This is a genomic window from Pseudoalteromonas sp. MMG033 (assembly GCF_057197785.1).
In genome coordinates this window covers 992,202-1,009,126 of sequence record NZ_JBXVAL010000002.1, presented here as the reverse complement: position 1 = coordinate 1,009,126, position 16,925 = coordinate 992,202, and the positions used below count along the sequence as shown (strand labels likewise).

Here is a 16,925-nt window from a genome sequence, read left to right as displayed (position 1 = left end):
CGAATTAAGTAGTAGGGTAGCGTAGGTTTGAACAATTATTGCAAAGGGGCAAATTGTCGGTGTTTTTGCCCTAGTTGCCTCTCTATGAAAAGGTTTTTTTGTGCTTTACACTGCCAAGCCATATAGGTTTTTTGGCAGCAAATTTACAAGGAAGCATTTTTATGACGTTGTTAAAACAGCAGCACTTTTTGGGGCAACTCGAACAAGACAAGCAATATTTATCCCCCTTTTTACCAGCGCAAGACAACCCAGTACTGTGCGCCGAACCTGCGCCGCCAAACCATTATTGTGAATTACCCATGCGGGGTGTACCCAGTGATATTTTAACAGGGCTTAAGCCGCACTATTCAAACTACATACGTGTACCGGTAAGTTCAGCAAGGTACTGGCATACCGGATTTGATTTGCACGCAGACAAACAGTTGTATTGTGTTAACAAAAACAGCACACAGCGAATTAGTACCGCGTTACAAAGTCAATCAGCGGATACGTATGCGTTTATTAAAAAACCGCCCGTGAGCGTATCAACCCAAGCGGTAACAGGTGCCCCGGCCAAGCCGACAAGCGCGATGTTTAAATCAGATGCAGCGGCGGTCGCCGCTGGTGCACTGCCAAAAGAGCACATTGAAAATCAGCCGAAAAATGCAGATACCATTGCCCCCTCGGTGATCATCAGTCAGCCAAAAGACGCGCAAACCTTGGTTTTAAAGCAAAGTGCGCAAACTAAAAAGCGTTTTGCGCACCATGTGATGCGACCCGGTGAAACCGTTGAAAGTGTGGTGGACCTGTACACAGGGACACTCGACACTGGCCGAATATATGGCTTTAACTACCCACAAATTACCGCTAAAAAGCCACCTAAACCCGGTGATACCATAAAAGTACATACTGGTTATGATGTGCTAGTTAAAGGTCAGTTTTATAACAGTCATTCTGTTGAAGTTAGCTGGCAAGGGCCAACATCCGGAACAATGCACGCAGAGTTAGAACGCATTGATGGTGAGTATCAGCCTGATACGGGGTATGACTACACGCTTGCCTTGCCGCTTATTGAAGGCCAGTACCAGCTTACCGCCAATGCGGATGGCGCAAGTCATCGCATTCAATTTTCGGTTGTTGAGTCAAATGAGCAGCAACAAATTGTAGATATTATTTATATCCCCGCGGATCATAGTTTTGTTGCCGTCACCCAGTCACTGGCGGATATTTTAGATGCGCAAAGAGCCGAGCTGAACCCCTTAATTGAAAACTTAAAGCAGTGTATCGCTGGGCAGAAAAAAGCGCCTGTCGGTGACGGTTTTACCAGTGAAATGATCGACGCTAAACAGGACTTGAACAAGGCTCTTAAGCCATTGGTAATGGGGCCTGGGGTAAATAAACTTACAGAAATTATTGGCTATAAGGGCAATAAATATACCTATGTGCTCAGTGATAAAGTGGCGAACCACACACGCAAATATAAAATTGACACGGATATTCGCGATGGCCGACGTTTTAGCAATGACAAAGGAGAGCTTGATAAAAAGAAACTCGCTCAAGCCCTTAAAAATGATTTAACCAAGCTTAAAACCAGTTTTAAATTTGACTTTAAGCTTATTGAAAACAACGTCATGATATGGGGTGACTGGGCTAAAGAGTTAAATAAAAATTTAAGTATTAAAGGGTTTGAAAAAAGCGACTACTTTGATGCCAGCGCAGATGCTAGGTTGATGCGCTTTACTCACGGGGCCAGCATTGCACTAAAATTTAGTAAAAATGATGGGGTGTTTGCTTTGCAAGGGGATTATAAAGCAGACTTTGCTGTGGCTGAAGGGAAAGCACAATTACGGGGCTATGCACCGAGTAAGCACGGTTATGAAGTAAAATTTATGATGCCGCTGAAAAATAGCAGTGCGAAAACCGAAGTTAACCTTGGGCGTTTAAGGCTAAATATGTCATTGGCAGTAACGGGTTATGCAGGTGCCAATCTGCAAGCAGCGTTCAATTTGGGGTATAGCTATACACAAGGGAAGATGATGTTAAACGCACTGAGCGATGAAGAGCTCAGCGCCATCAAAAAAGCTGACCAAGAATTTATCCCTGCTAAGTTAGGCGTTGAAATTTTTGCCGGAGTGTCAGTTGGGGGGGAAGCCTCTGGCGCGTTGCAATGGGATAACCCTGAAAAGAAACAAAGACCGGGGTTTTGTGATTTAGCAAAATTTGGCTCAAAAATAACGGGGTCACTTGGCTTTGGGGCGAGTAGATCTTTTTATATTGAGTATGATGCGGGCAAGTTTTTGATGAAGATGAAAGCTAGCATTGTCTGGGGTGTTGGTGTAGGAGGTGAAGTCATCTGCGAAGTGGGTGGTGACGAACTAATAACGTTGGCCCAATTTGTATATCATCAGCTGAAAAATAAAGACTATGATTATTTGTCTTTTATTCAGGAAGATGCATTCAAGGTGTTGTATAAAGCAATTATGCTAAACATATATACAGGGAAAAAAGCTATCGAGTTTCTGTATAGTTCTGGTGAAAGGGTTGATATTGAGTGGCGAAAACAAATTATATTGCACTTGCAAGTTAAATCGTTGGCTAATCAGATAATGGCTACGCCTGAGATACTTAAATTTACAGCACCAGAAGCTAAGGGCGCTTTTTTACATGCTTTGGCAAACACTAGCCTAGCAAGCTTTTTTGATACTGACTCATACAGTTTATCAGGGTTTAATGAGCAGAGAGAAAATGCCATCTTAGTTATTTTAAAGCATATACTGTGCAGGCATGAACTAGACGAGGTACTGCAGCATATGGGTGAGGGGGGGGCAAACTGTTCCAAGCAAGAGGGGCTAGACCAACTAAATAGTATTTTAGATTTCTCTCAACAGACCCAGTTTGATAGGTGGCAGCGCCAGCTGCCACTCAGTGCCAAAGAGGGCTCTGTTGAGGTAGCAATGGTGAAGTCAGAACCATTCAGCGCAACAGCATAGCAATTTAAAGGTGCGCCATATTATCAAGAGGTTGTGATTGATGTAAGGCGCACCTAAACCCCCTAGCTCGATAAGCAAAGTCAAGTTCATTGGACTCTTGACGCTTGTAAACATTACTGCCTCTTGGGGATTCTAAAAACATTCCACCACGCAAGATTTTTTGATTGCCAGTGATTGGCCCTTTGGGGTTATGTTCAGGAGAGTGTTGGTAATAATCTGCTGCCCACCAATCATTCACCCATTCGCTCATATTGCCACTCAAGTCATAGAAGCCAAGTGGGCTTGGAGGGTAGGTACCAGAAGGTTCAGCGTAGTCTGTATTCAATTCGTAATTTCGGCCTTCATTCATCTCTCCATTATCCGTTGCAAAAAACAAGTTCTTGCCTCGATTACGTGCGGCAAATTCCCACTGTGCTTCAGTCGGTAAATCAAAGGGTAAATTTGTAAGCTTAGCTAACCACAAGCAGTAGTTTTTTGCGCCGTACCAGCTCACGCCAGCTGGATATTCGGGCCCTCGCCAAATTTCGTTTTTGTCCCATTCGTCCCAGACTGTTTTTGGGAGATTATGTACCGCAGTGTATAAATCAAAGTCCCCATAACTGACTTCATAAGCACCCATAGAGTAACTGGTTAATGTGACTTTGTGAGCGGGCTTGTTATCGGTAAATCGGGTCCATGGCAATCCATCGGGTGCGCCGCCATCTCCCATCATGAAGCTGCCGCCTTCAACAAAAATCATCTGGGCTTTGGTGCGCGCAATCAAGGCTTGAACTTGTTTGTCTTGGTCTCCCGTGATTTTGTCGATGCGCTGGCCAAGATCCTCACAGCCACCCAATAACATGCTCGCCAAAGGAATCAGCATGAGTTGTTTAGTACGATAGGGCTGAAAATTTAAAGCGGTTTTGTCCAAGACTTTTTTAATCATTAATTACTTATCCTTAGTATGATTAATTTATGCGCTAGCATATCAGGGACAGGGTAAAGGAGAAAGTGAATCGTTATAAAGTATGAGGTTTAAAGGTTTAATCGTTTTTAAATTAAAGAGGTTGCGATTGATTTAGGGCGCACCTAAAACCAAGATCTCTGTAACTTAAATTAAGCTCCGCAGCTTTTTGTCGAGAATAGACGTTACTCCCGCGAGGAGATTCCATAAATGTTCCTCCTCGCATGATTTTTTGATTGCCAGTGCTTGGCCCTTTGGGATTATGTTCGGGAGAGTGTTGGTAATAATCTTCAGCCCACCAATCGTTAACCCACTCAATCATATTGCCACTCAAATCATAGAAGCCAAGTGGGCTTGGAGGGTAGGTACCAGAAGGTTCAGCGTAGTCTGTATTCAATTCGTAATTTCGACCTTCATTCATCTCTCCATTATCCGTTGCAAAAAACAAGTTCTCGCCTCGATTACGTGCGGCAAATTCCCACTGTGCTTCAGTGGGTAAATCAAAGGGTAAATTTGTAAGCTTAGCTAACCACAGGCAGTAGTTCTTTGCGCCATACCAGTTTACCCCAGCTGAATATTCTGGCGCGCGCCAAATAGCCTCACGTTTCCACTTTTTATCCCACATGGTTTTAGGTAAATCATTCACCGCAGTGTATAAATCAAAGTCCCTATAGCTGACTTCGTATGCGCCCATTGAGTAGCTAGTTAATGTGACCTTGTGAGCGGGTTTGTTATCAGTAAATCGGGTCCATGGCAATCCATCGGGTGCGCCGCCATCTCCCATCATGAAGCTGCCGCCCTCAACAAAAATCATTTGGGCTTTGGTGCGCGCAATCAAGGCTTGAACTTGTTTGTCTTGCTCTCCCGTGATTTTGTCGATGCGCTGGCCAAGGTCTTCACAGCCACCCAGCAACATGCCGGCCATAGGAACGAGTATGAGTTGTTTACTACGATAGGGCTGTAAATTAAAAGCGGTTTTGTCGAAGACTTTTTTAATCATTAATTACTTATCCTTAGTATGATTAATTTATGCACTAGCATATCAGGGACAGGGTAAAGGAGAAAGAGAATCATCATAAAGTATGAGGTTTAAAGATTTAATCGTTTTTAAATTAAAGAGGTTGTGTTTGATGTAAGGCACACCGAAACCCCCTAGCTCGGTAAGCAACATCAAGTTCATCAGATTCCTGACGCTTGTAAACATTACTGCCTCTTGGGGATTCTAAAAACATTCCACCACGCAAGATTTTTTGATTGCCAGTGCTTGGTCCTGTGGGGTTATGTTCAGGAGAGTGTTGGTAATAATCTTCTGCCCACCAATCGTTTACCCATTCGCTCAGATTGCCACTTAAATCATAGAAGCCTAGCGGGTTAGGTGGGTACGTCCCGCTGATTGCAGGGCTTTCATCGCTAACCGAAGGTGCAAAATTAACACTGAGCTCTAATTGTCCGTTATTGGTTGCAAAAAATAGGTTTTCACCTCGGTTACGAGCGGCAAATTCCCATTGTGCTTCAGTCGGTAAATCAAAAGGTAAGTCAGTGAGTTTCGCAATCCACAAGCAGTAGTTTTTTGCGCCGAACCAGCTCACGCCAGCTGGATATTCGGGTCCTCGCCAGATTTCTTTTCTATCCCATTCGTCCCATACTGCTTTTGGGAGATTATGTACCGCAGTGTATAAATCAAAGTCCCCATAACTGACTTCATAAGCACCCATAGAGTAACTGGTTAATGTGACCTTGTGAGCAGGCTTGTTATCAGTAAATCGGGTCCATGGTAATCCATCAGGTGCGCCGTCATCTCCCATCATGAAGCTACCACCCTCAACAAAAATCATCTGGGCTTTGGTGCGCGCAATCAAGGCTTGAACTTGTTTGTCTTGCTCCCCCGTGATTTTATCGATGCGCTGGCCAAGATCCTCACAGCCACTCAGCAATATGCTCGCGAAAGGAACGAATATGAGTTGTTTAGTACGATAGGGTTGTAAATTAAAAGCGGTTTTGTCGAAGATTTTTTTAATCATTAATTACTTATCCTTAGTATGATTAATTTATGCGCTAGCATATCAGGGACAGGGTAAAGGAGAAAGTGAATCGTTATAAAGTATGGGATTTAAGTGTAGCTTCCTCACAAAGTAGCATAGTGTGTCAGCAGAATTGAGTAATAGGGAAGCCCTATTACTCAACATGAGGTTTATAGTTGTTTTAAGAACCGCTCAGCTGAGGCGAGTTCTCTTTTTTGTAAAGATAGACACGTGTTTAACCTGAGCTCTGCGGTTGGTAAGCTTTTACCCATCCCAGGAAATGCTTCAATTTTTGATTCATAGAATGACTTAATAGCTTTAAAGCCTTGCTCTTGGCATTTTGGCATTGAAATGTAAGGTAAATAAGAAACCACATAAGGCGGGACGCGCTTTGCGACTTGCTCAAAGTTTTCAAAAATCCACTGGTTCATTTTTGCTTTTCGCTCTGGGCGATAGCTTAACCCTCTAAGTACGGCAGGCGTATCTGATGCCGTTAATTTATCCGTTAACAGGTAGCTTTGTACTTGGGACTGAAGATCTTTTTGATTAAAGTAACCGAGGGCCGATAACAGTTTAACGCGAACACTTGGGGTGGCTGTTTGTTCTATTGTTGATTTAAATTGATTAAGTAGTGCCTGATCGCCAAAGTAAGCCGCAATTTCAAGATAAGTTTTCGCTAAGTATGGGTCTACTTTACTGGGATCTTTTAAGAACTGAACTGTTTGCTTTTGTGCTTCAGCGATGATGTTAGTATCTTGCACTTCAAAAGCAGCCAGTCTGAACACCATTGCTCTTAATTCAGAAACAGTGTCAGACTCGCCAGCTTGTTTTTCAAAGCCATACAGCTCGATAGCATCGGACACTTTTTGAGAAATTAAAGACTGCCACTGAGATTGGTTTTTATCTGTCTCAAAGGTGCGCATATTACTTACAATCCCCTCTAACGCATTGGCGGCAACCTTCGGGTGAGCATCATTGGTGAATGTGTTAAGAGAAGCGAGTAGGGTGTAGGCATTAATTTTACCTGCATCCATAAGTTGCTTGGCAGTTTCGATTAAAGAAAGCTTTTCGCGTGTGTTTAATGCTTTGTCAGCCTGTGTCAACACTGCTTGATATTGTGCTTCTGGCATGGACCACAAATAGTAGCCAATGGCATTGTCATTAGGGTACACCCAAGTCGGTGTAAAATCGAGTGTAACTGATTGAGTTTGCTCAGTGAGTAGGACTCTTTTCGTGGCTACATTGCCTTTGTTATCACCATATTTGATAGAGACAGGCACTTTCCAAAGTTGTTCTTTAGCCTTTTGCCCTTTAGGTAAAAATCGAGCCTGAGTGAGTGTGAGCGTTTTGCCTGACTGAGTAAAATCGATTAAAGGGAACGATGATTGAGAGACAAAAGAGTCTAAAACACCCGGAACATCCTTTTTAGAGACCGCTTTAAGCTCAGACCATAAATCTTTTGCTTCTGCATTTTTATAGGCATATTTTTTTATGTAATTACGCATGCCTTGTTGAAAGACTTCATGGCCTATCCACTCTTCAACCATAGTAAGTACCGCACTACCTTTAGAGTAGGCAAGGCCCAGTCCATCCATAATATCGTCTGAACTGTTAATGGGCTTACGAATAGGCTTGGTAGTGATCATGGCATCTCGTACCATGGCATTATGCTGCGGCAGCAACAAATCACGCTCTAGCTCAGGGTATAACTTGGTGACCACCTTGCCACCTATCCAAGTTGCGAATGCTTCGTTCAACCACATATCATTCCACCATTTCAAGGTCACTAGATTACCGTACCATTGGTGTGCAAGTTCATGTGCAATAACGTATAAATGTGTATTGAAATCTCTGCGGGGCTGAATAATGGGATCAACAAGGAGAATTTCTTCGCGATAGGTGATCAACCCTGCATTTTCCATCGCACCATAAGGAAATTCAGGTAAAGCGACCTGATCTAGCTTTTTGTATGCATACGGAATGTCAAAGTACTGCTCTAGTGCGTTAAGGATTTTGGGCGTTTCTTTAACCGCAGAGTGTGCAATACCAATTTTTCCATGTGGCGTCACAATATTGCCCGGCACCGACATTTTTTCAACGGGGACGTGTTCAAAAGGCCCGACAGCCAGCGCGACTAAATAAGATGACAGAGGGGGCGTTTTATCAAAGTAGTGCGTTGTTTTTCCATCGTTTGAATCGGTTTTAATGACAGGCGTATTGGCATACACTTTTTGTGAAGATGGCGCGGTAATGGTGAGTTGAAAAGGGATCTTAAATTCTGGCTCATCAAATACGGGAAAGGCACGCCTTGCGTCACTCATTTGGAATTGTGTAAATAGGTATGGCACACCTCTATCAATCGACTTATAAAGGCCAACACTTTGACGATTATAAGGCGCATCGAATGCAATTTTTAAGGTGTATTTCCCTTTTGGGATATGCGTGTCACAAGCAAGTTTCACTTTTCCTGTCTTCAACATTGTATCTTTTAGATCGCATTGCTTATCGCCGAGTAGTTTGGCAAATTCAATGGCGTAATCAAGTCCATTCAATTCAATAAATTGCGTGTCTTTTAAAACTTGAATGTCAATGGTGGTTTGCCCTGAAAAACGCTCTTTAGCAGGGTCTACATCTAAACTAACATGTTGCTGTATTGGTTTTGCAACCTTAGCTAATCGGTAGTCTTCGCTCATATTAGCTGAAGCAGTAAGAGAAAGAAAAATGGCAGTTGATAAAATAGTGCGATTAAACATTAATTGTCCTTTTTTGTTGTTATTACTAATTGTTTACACAAGCTGTAACAAGTTAAAAGTTAATTATTCTTTTAAGGTTTAAAGGAGAATCTCATATTAAGTGTTTAACCTTTATAATGTTTTGTTTTTGCAGTAATTTATTTGTATCTTAGCGTTGTGTTCAAGTCTTGGGTGAGACATGGAATATATGTAACAGAATCTTTCAAAATGCTTACGCTAGAGAGCATGTTGATTGGCACCAATATATAGCCATTGATTAAGCTTGGAGAAAGTATCAAAAGTAGTAATAATGGGCAGGTATGAACTTATTATTTTCTTCAGCTGGCTCAGACTATTGGTCTCAAAGTATAAAAAGCGGTTAGCGTATAACGGTGTACCCATCGGTAGATAGGCACAGTAATGATTAGTTTAGGGGCTTATAACCAACTTTTTTCTATCTAACGTAATATGGTCATGGTTGTCATGAATGGTGTTAAACCTTATTTTCGTACCACTCCAGCTGCCTAGACCCGTATCTAAAGTTTGGCTATTGGCCGTCAACTGGCCTGTTAGCATCAAGGTTTTTAACCAATGCATCGGCAACATTGAAAAAGCTCTTCCTGTCCCTGAATATAGACGTGCTACCTCGTTATTTTGTCTTAATAAGGCCAAGCCAGCCCTTTGATTACTGATCCATTCAATCACTCTTTCTTTAGCGACCGCGTCGCCTTCTAAGGCCTTGATCACATCCGATCTCATCGCTTTATAGTTTCGTGTTCCATTTCTATTTCGTTCTGTAAAATGTAAGGTGTCTATATCTGTGCCTAATTTATGAGTCTTGTGACCGATATTCCGGGCATGCTCTCCCGAGATGTCATTGACTTTAGTGATCAGGTGGGAATTGTCATTGAGCCAGAGATAAGTTCCTTTTGAAGCCCAGCCATCACCGCCGTGATCACGTGATCCAAAACGTGCAATGTGGCTGGGCAATGACCAAAGTGCTACTTTATTACTTGTGTATTTACGGGCCACGGCCTCTGTCCCACTTTTCTCTGCGTGAACTTCAAACCGGTAGTTAAAGCTATGGAAAGCGGCATTTTGCAATAAACCTGATATAGCCTGCTGCTTAAAAGTGGTGATCACACGGTAATTGTCATTGCCTAAATTTGTAACAAAGGGGCTGCCGATTCCCGCGTCTGTGATTAGTATTTCATCGCCAGCGCCAATCGGAGGAACTAGGTACACTTTGACCCTTTCAATGTTGACATCGTTGAGTTTACTGACTGCTAAGTCAAAAGTGCGCTGAAAGGTATTTAATTGGGCCGCCTCTGGTATCGAAACGTAATTTTTAACGTAACGGGTGTTACCGACACGCAGGTTCTCTTTAACATGATCAATGGCGATATTGGGATAGATCAAAACAGCACCAACATTGGTTGGGTGATTACCAGAGGTACCCGGCTTATCTTTAGCTGTAAGGCGCACTTTAATTTTTTTCTCACCTGGAGGCAGGTGTTCCAGATTAAAGACTTCCTTTACAGAGGTATTCATTATTCCCCGTGAACCTGGTTGCAAAATAGGCTCAATATACTGCTGTGATAATACACCTCTTGATTGTAGGTAAAACGGCATGCCATCTTTACCTTGCAATGAGACTGACCAGACATCATTTTGTGGGGTGTGGTTTTCACCTAAATAGACATCGGTGAACTCGAGGGTGTTCATGGTATAAAATAGCGATATCGTTTTTACAGATGCGTCAATGGTATATTCATATTCAGAGGGGAAGGGCAGTTGAATACCGCCTTTCTTTGAAGAGACAAAAAGCATCCTAGGGGGTTGGCTGGCTGCTTCTGAAAAAGGCTGACCAGATGAGTGAGACTGTAAGTAAGACTCCACTATCTGGGTGGTTTGTTCAACCGCTTCCTCTATCAATTTTTTGGCCGGTTCAGCGGCCTCTTGTGCTTGTTCAGTGTTGTTTGGTGAAGCAACAGGTTGGGAAGGAGTTTGCGCATGTATAGTGTAATAGCTATCAATACTTGTGGCTTCTTGATAACCTTTAAGGTGCAGACTAATATCCATAAACAGCCCGAGTTCCACGAAGGCCACAGAATTATAGGTCTTGCCGTCCATTGCACGCCAGTGTGCTTGCAGTTTCCAGTGGCCTCCCGGAATAAACCCTGATTGGTACTTGCCGTTTTCATCCAGTTTCAGATCCAAGCTAAATCCACTTTGTTCATGAAGTGCAGTGAGTTTGACGCTTGAATAGTCAATATTGGGGTGTGCAGCGTGTGGTGTGACGCCAAGCTTAATTTTTGCTGCTGCAAAGTAGGTTTCAACGCATTTCCCAAAAAACTGTTGGTTATCATTACTGGCGGTGTAACATAGTTCCAGTTGATCATTTCCTAGACGAGTCAGAATATCCAAGAATACGGGTTTATCTTTGATAAGCAGTACTCCATGCTCATTTAGTTTGACCAATTTATCAAGGTACTCTGTAGCTCCAATTGATACTTGCCCAATAGAGATATCCTCGATATATTGCGTGAGAAGGTTGCCATAGCGTGGGCTTTTAAATGAGAGCGCCAAATCAGTATCGGGTGTGATCTTATCGGGCACGCCAATAAGCTCAACGTCTTTTGTATACACTTCACTGTCATCATCAAAAATAAGTGTAAACTGATAGGCATTACCGGGAGTAATATATTGTCTTATTGAAGCCCCCTGGTGATGGATTTCCACTTCCGTGCTGCCATCTGGTAAAGGGTATTCTAACCTTAGTATTCCATTATCATTGGTTAAGCCTTGATAAACGTTATTGATTAATATTGCACCGTTATCCAGTGGCTGACCATCATCTTTAAGGGTCAAAGTTACTTGAATATCGGCCACAGGCTCATTATTTTCGATATTGACCTGAACCCAGCTATTGTAATGTGTGGCTTCTGCGGGGCATGCACTGTGCTTGATAGGGCAGTTATTAATATTCCAGTCCGTCGCGGCAAATAGCGCATTGTTAAACTTAACGATGCTGGCCCGCTGATACGTATTCTGCGTGGTCCAATCGGTAGCATTCTGGATATCGAGCCTCAGCCAGACACTGGATTGTTCTGGTAAGGTGTTTTGGGTCCAATGTGTACTCATATATAGTACTTTGTGGTATTCGCAAATATCTCCCTTGTTATAGACTTTTGTGTTGTCACAGAGTTGGATGTCCTCCAAAGCTTTTCCCTGCATTGGCAACCAGGCACTGAACATAATCAGCATTAAACTTAACGACTTCAATTCCTTTTCTCCTTGTTGTGTTAAATGTGTTCAATTGTAATACTGTAACCATATGGTCGGTCAAACTGCAAATGAATTGGCAGGAGCATTAAAACAACAAAGCCACACATAAGGGGGAGGCTCAAATCTATCACCTAATAGTATGTTGTGTAGGCTGTGCTTTTTGTGTTTTTCTATTAGCAAAATACTGAGTGTAGTAATCAGTTGAAGGTATTTATCAAATGCTGCAATAATAGCGAATAATAATTCATAGGCTTAAAGGCTTATAATAAGTCAATCAAGGAAGTGAAGTTAACGCTGAGAATTATATTGTGTATTTAGACTTATATTGCTTGATAAGCTTTCTCATAGCGATTTTAGGTGAAGAGATACAACCAAAAATGGATGGCAGTGCACCACGGTAGTCTTCAATATAGGGCTACGAGATAAATTCTTTATGGGTATCTAAAAAAATGAACATTGTGTTATGTTTGTTCGCTTAAGTCGCTGTTGTTTTGTTACTTAATAAACTTAATTATGGCTCCGGCTTTTTCCTCACCTTGTAAAAGCCGAGGCTAAACCGTGGGTGATTATCTTTTCTTGTATTTAAACGTTGATACCCTTGATTTAAAAATAATATGGATATATGAATGATGAGAATTTTATTTACTTTAGTACTAGCAGCAGGATTACTGAGCGGATGTAAAGCTACAAACAATAGCAGTCAAGTTGATACCCTTGAAGGTGAGTGGCAACTAGAACTTGAAACACTCGTGATAGGCGACCAGAAATACACTACCTTTGATGGTAAAAGTCGTGAAATGATAAAAATATTTACGGATAGCCATTTTGCGTTTTCAAGTATCGGTACTAATCGGCCTCGATTTAACTCATATCAATTAACCAAAGAACAAAAAGCGGTCGCGTTTGACAATTTTGGGGGATCGTTGGGTCGCTATAGCTACGAGAAAAATATACTGATTGAACATATTGACTACTCCAGTTTTCCAAATTACGAAGGGGTATCCATTCCTTTTAAAGTTACGATAATTGGAGACACTATGATCCAAGAGGGGGCCTACCCTCTGGTTAAGCTGGGTTTAGGGGAGCAAGATGGATATTTGCGTGCAACTTTCAAACGTATTAAATAAATAAAAAAAGCGATATAAACAAAAATAACAAGGCTAGGTGCTCCTAGTATTGTTCATCAAATAGCATGGTCTGGTTATCTACCTTTGGGTAAAAATAAAAAATTTAAAAATGATATGTAATCATATTGATGCTGTGCCAGTCGCTTATAGTAAGTTGTTACAGAGAAGGTTTATACTCGCAGGTAAAGTTTTGTTATTTTTACTTTTTTAAAAAGCGCCAAATAAAACCTTTCATTAACAGGGCTGTGTAAACTCGAGTAAATATAATGGGCTAGTGGGTTTAAAGCAAAGGGGCTGTACTTTGAAACACATAATGTTTGATATTGATGGCACGCTTGTCCAATCATATGATTTAGATTCTGAGTGTTTCACTCAAGCAATTAAAAAAGTTACGGGGTTGGATATTGATACTAACTGGTCTCGTTATGAACATGTCACAGATAGTGGGATTCTTAATCAGTTTTTCAAAGAAGAACATATTGAAAATAGTGCACTTATCTCTGAGCATATTAAGCGTGCTTTCTTATCTATAATACAAACTCTAATTGAAAATAACCCAATCCTTGAAATACCTGGTGCTCGTCAGTTTATCTCTAACTTAAAAGAAATGGATGATGTTGTCATTTCACTTGCAACTGGCGGTTGGTATGAAAGTGCTATTTTAAAACTGGAATCTGCTGGTATTGATACATCCAACATCCCCATTGCATCTGCTAATGATCATTATTCAAGAATCGAGATTATGAAAATTGCTGAAAAAAGAGCAGTTAGAGAAGAAAATGTATCGTTTACATATTTTGGTGATGGCAGCTGGGATTTGAAAGCGTGTAAAGAGCTGGGCGTTAACTTTGTTTTAGTAGGTAATAAATTAGAACATAACCAGTCAATTATGAATTTTAAAAGGCCAAGGGAAGTACTAAAGTATATTGGCCTGTAATTGATTATTAAAAGGAAGTTTATAGTTGCGCGTACCACAAATGAAGCAAAAAGGATAAAGTTTGATGTATAAAGTGGGTGTTGTATTGTTTGATGATTTCACTGATGTGGACTTTTTTCTTATGTATGACTTACTAGGTCGAACATCCGATAGTTGGACGGTGAGTATACTTGGCACTAAGCCTGAGCATAGCTCTCAACTTGGTATTACGGTGAAAACTGATGGCCATATTTCAGAAGTTGTGAGCCAAGATGCAGTGTTGCTCACCAGTGGTAAGCGGGGTATTCCAGCGGCAATGAAAGATGCTGAATTTATTTCAGCGTTAGTTCTTGACCCGACTAAGCAGCTAATTGGTTCGATTTGTGCGGGTTCCTTTATACTTTATGAGCTCGGATTATTAAAAGGTAAGCCATTGGCTACAAACCCAGATGCGAAGGCGACTCTACAGAGTATGGGAGGAGACGTTCAGGACTTACCACTTGTCATAAATGGAAACATAGCCACCGCCGGAGGCTGCCTTTCATTGGTGTATTTAATTGGTTGGTTAGCAGAGCGACTATTTGATTCAAACAAACGGAGAAATATCCAAAACCAACTGATCCCAGCTGGCCAGTTATCCATTTTTGAAGATTTGATTGCCACAACTATTCATTCAGCTGAATTGGCAAATGAACAGAGCTCAGTGTTAAGAGAGACACATAGCGCGTGACATTGTACTCTGCCTAGATTATTGCGCTATTGATGAGTACGTATATATCTTTTATATATGGCTGAAAAAAAGAAATTATTTACCCTAATCGCTAATTGGTGCCTAAATTTAAAGAGTAACAAAAAGTTCACCAATAAAGTAACCTTTTTTATTGTGAGAAATTATAACTGCATATCTATGTTTTTATTGATTATTTATTTTTGTTTGGTCTATAGTTTTTTGTTTTTAAATGTTATTTTTTTGAAATTCTACGTGTTGATTTTGTTTTTTTATTATGTGATTTTTTAAATGGATATCTTGAGTTGATATCATAAAAAAATAAGGAAATAAAAATGAAAAAATATATTGCACCATTATTGTTATTATCATCGCTGTCAGTATCTGCATCTGACGAAGTTTCTGTAAACGCTACTTCATATTATGGGCCAATTACAATTTGCCAATATGAGTATGCAGGTTCTACACCGATGTCTATGAGCAATGTGTCAGCATCTCATGTTGAAATTCAGGGGTATATGCTTACGTATCGCCATCGGGGCCATATTCAGTGTTTGGGCCCGATTCACAAAAATGGCAGAATATACACCTTTGACGCTCAATGGCATACCTATGGGCGACTTTAAGCAAAGTTAGCTTAATCTCGCATTAATGCTTAACGTGGCCATTGCCAATGGCCATGTTTATTACTTTTCTATCAGATTAAATGTAACGCTTTTTTGACGAATATTGTAAAAAGAGTCGGTACTTTAATGGGTGCTAATTAAGTTGCGTTTTTTCAGTGTGAGTTTACTTTCATAATCGGAGGAACTTTAAAACAGAGATATATTTTTGTTTATAAAAAGTGCCTGCTCAGACTGTTGTATCTCAGCTTATCCATTTAGTATGGTTATACTTTATAAATGAGCTGGCTGAAATAATTAAGCAAGTCATGTACAACATCTGCATCTACTAAATCTGAAGTGATTATCATGAGAACGCTATGATTTCCAGAAAAATTGTGCAGCCCTAGTGTTTGCTCACGGTTTATTTTTATAACACCGGCTGCATCACCTATCCCTTTTCAATTTGCCACCAACAGTATCATCGCTAGTAGAGTTAATTAAATCACATACTCCGTAGCTGGCGCCGCTACCACTTCACCGGATGTCTTCTGTCAACTGATTGTGCGGTTGCAAGTTGTCTCAACACATTTGAAGCCCTATAGATTGATGCGAGCTCTATTATGCTGCACAGTCATCTTTTGATTGGGGTTGCAGCTCCATTAAGACTGCTAACCACAACTGACTCAGCCCTAATAAGTAATCAGGTTGCTGATATACAGGTTGCGTTTCACCTCGTATCGTCGCCGCTAATACGGCAATGGCAGCCAGATTGCACTGATCTCTGTGACCCATTAACTGTTGCTTATCCATTGGGGCGAGTTCTATAGGCATATAGGTTCGCCATGATTCAGCAGGCAGACTTTGGCTTGAAGGAAACCAGCTCAAAGGGCCAGTCGTTTCACTGAGTGTTAAGGTACCGTGTTGAAACAGTGCAGAGCATTGATGGTTTAAAAAAGTAGCGCTGCCATCATCTTCAACGGACGAGAAATTTTGACATAAGATAGATACTGTGAGGTGGTCGGTTTTGAGCATAACAGGCTGAAACGCCATTGGTTTACCGCTGTATTTGATGACTTCTAGTCCTTTAAAGCCACCGAGTGCGCGGCCTAGTAGATCAAGTGCTGAATAGAGAGTTCTTAGGTTGGCACCCATAGCATAATGCATACAGCTAAACCCTTGCTGATACGCGTTTAGGATTGATTGTAAAAATGCCTGTGGAGCATACAGATCGGCAAAGTGCCCATTAACGTGAAAATAAACCTGATGCTGCTTGGCAAGTGCCAATGCTTCTTTGACAAACGTAGGATCAACAGGGTGCTCACATAACACAGAGACGCCGCGCTTTAGGAGCGATAACACAATGGCTTTTCCTGCTTCGCCGGATATTGCTACACACGCAATATCAATGGTTTCAGATGGTACCTTGGTGACATCATTGTAGTAGGGGACACCCAGTTGATGTGCAATTTGTTGAGAATGCTCACTACCTTTTGACAAGACACCTACGCACGTGAAGCTATCTTGTGGAAGCTGGGTTAATGCGCGAATATAAGTGGAACCATAATGTGTACCACAAACGAGTACTTTCATAATATTA

11 protein-coding genes are annotated in these 16,925 nt (G+C 41.3%); 5 read left to right on the top strand and 6 right to left on the bottom strand.

Annotation, left to right across the window (positions count from 1 at the left end):
- Positions 1–161: 161 nt before the first annotated feature.
- Entirely contained in the window at positions 162–2,969 is a 2,808-nt protein-coding gene (locus AC2CZC_RS25440) for a hypothetical protein (RefSeq protein ID WP_484585144.1), read from the top strand.
- 4 nt (positions 2,970–2,973) lie between these two features.
- Here AC2CZC_RS25440 and AC2CZC_RS25435 read toward each other — a convergent pair whose 3' ends face one another.
- The 5 genes from AC2CZC_RS25435 to AC2CZC_RS25415 all read right to left on the bottom strand — a co-directional run bounded on the left by AC2CZC_RS25435 (position 2,974) and on the right by AC2CZC_RS25415 (position 11,809).
- Entirely contained in the window at positions 2,974–3,894 is a 921-nt protein-coding gene (locus AC2CZC_RS25435; RefSeq protein ID WP_484585143.1) for a formylglycine-generating enzyme family protein, read from the bottom strand.
- Positions 3,895–4,006: 112 nt separating this feature from the next.
- On the bottom strand, positions 4,007–4,912 hold the full coding sequence (locus tag AC2CZC_RS25430) for a formylglycine-generating enzyme family protein (RefSeq protein WP_484585142.1): 906 nt from the start codon (positions 4,910–4,912) through the stop codon (positions 4,007–4,009).
- A gap of 112 nt (positions 4,913–5,024) precedes the next feature.
- Complete coding sequence (locus AC2CZC_RS25425) at positions 5,025–5,933, bottom strand: formylglycine-generating enzyme family protein (RefSeq protein ID WP_484585141.1); 909 nt, start codon at positions 5,931–5,933, stop codon at positions 5,025–5,027.
- Between the two features lie 170 nt (positions 5,934–6,103).
- On the bottom strand, positions 6,104–8,686 hold the full coding sequence (locus tag AC2CZC_RS25420; protein WP_484585140.1) for a M1 family metallopeptidase: 2,583 nt from the start codon (positions 8,684–8,686) through the stop codon (positions 6,104–6,106).
- A gap of 408 nt (positions 8,687–9,094) precedes the next feature.
- On the bottom strand, positions 9,095–11,809 hold the full coding sequence (locus AC2CZC_RS25415; protein WP_484585139.1) for a hypothetical protein: 2,715 nt from the start codon (positions 11,807–11,809) through the stop codon (positions 9,095–9,097).
- Between the two features lie 770 nt (positions 11,810–12,579).
- Between AC2CZC_RS25415 and AC2CZC_RS25410 the strand changes: the two genes are divergently transcribed.
- From AC2CZC_RS25410 to AC2CZC_RS25395, 4 genes are all read left to right on the top strand, one after another.
- The gene (locus AC2CZC_RS25410; RefSeq protein WP_484585138.1) at positions 12,580–13,080 is read left to right on the top strand and encodes a lipocalin-like domain-containing protein; all 501 of its coding nucleotides are present in this window, start codon (positions 12,580–12,582) and stop codon (positions 13,078–13,080) included.
- Between the two features lie 301 nt (positions 13,081–13,381).
- Positions 13,382–14,017 carry an HAD family hydrolase gene (locus tag AC2CZC_RS25405; RefSeq protein ID WP_484585137.1) on the top strand — a complete coding sequence of 212 codons (636 nt, stop codon included), beginning with the start codon at positions 13,382–13,384 and terminating at the stop codon, positions 14,015–14,017.
- 64 nt (positions 14,018–14,081) lie between these two features.
- Positions 14,082–14,726 (top strand): DJ-1/PfpI family protein, encoded by a 645-nt coding sequence (locus tag AC2CZC_RS25400; RefSeq protein WP_484585778.1) that lies wholly within the window; start codon positions 14,082–14,084, stop codon positions 14,724–14,726.
- 332 nt (positions 14,727–15,058) lie between these two features.
- Positions 15,059–15,349: a hypothetical protein gene (locus AC2CZC_RS25395; RefSeq protein ID WP_484585136.1), complete on the top strand. Its 291-nt coding sequence runs from the start codon at positions 15,059–15,061 to the stop codon at positions 15,347–15,349.
- A 597-nt stretch (positions 15,350–15,946) separates the two neighbouring features.
- Here AC2CZC_RS25395 and AC2CZC_RS25390 read toward each other — a convergent pair.
- Positions 15,947–16,918, bottom strand: coding sequence for a Gfo/Idh/MocA family oxidoreductase (locus AC2CZC_RS25390; RefSeq protein ID WP_484585135.1), 972 nt, complete (start codon positions 16,916–16,918; stop codon positions 15,947–15,949).
- Positions 16,919–16,925: the final 7 nt, after the last annotated feature.

Excerpts from the sequence above, each read along its gene's own strand:
- AC2CZC_RS25440 (WP_484585144.1), top strand. The coding sequence starts at position 162 with ATGACGTTGTTAAAACAGCAGCACTTTTTGGGGCAACTCGAACAAGAC.
- AC2CZC_RS25435 (WP_484585143.1), bottom strand. The coding sequence starts at position 3,894 with ATGATTAAAAAAGTCTTGGACAAAACCGCTTTAAATTTTCAGCCCTAT.
- AC2CZC_RS25430 (WP_484585142.1), bottom strand. The coding sequence starts at position 4,912 with ATGATTAAAAAAGTCTTCGACAAAACCGCTTTTAATTTACAGCCCTAT.
- AC2CZC_RS25425 (WP_484585141.1), bottom strand. The coding sequence starts at position 5,933 with ATGATTAAAAAAATCTTCGACAAAACCGCTTTTAATTTACAACCCTAT.
- AC2CZC_RS25420 (WP_484585140.1), bottom strand. The coding sequence starts at position 8,686 with ATGTTTAATCGCACTATTTTATCAACTGCCATTTTTCTTTCTCTTACT.
- AC2CZC_RS25415 (WP_484585139.1), bottom strand. The coding sequence starts at position 11,809 with ATGAGTACACATTGGACCCAAAACACCTTACCAGAACAATCCAGTGTC.
- AC2CZC_RS25410 (WP_484585138.1), top strand. The coding sequence starts at position 12,580 with ATGATGAGAATTTTATTTACTTTAGTACTAGCAGCAGGATTACTGAGC.
- AC2CZC_RS25400 (WP_484585778.1), top strand. The coding sequence starts at position 14,082 with ATGTATAAAGTGGGTGTTGTATTGTTTGATGATTTCACTGATGTGGAC.
- AC2CZC_RS25395 (WP_484585136.1), top strand. The coding sequence starts at position 15,059 with ATGAAAAAATATATTGCACCATTATTGTTATTATCATCGCTGTCAGTA.
- AC2CZC_RS25390 (WP_484585135.1), bottom strand. The coding sequence starts at position 16,918 with ATGAAAGTACTCGTTTGTGGTACACATTATGGTTCCACTTATATTCGC.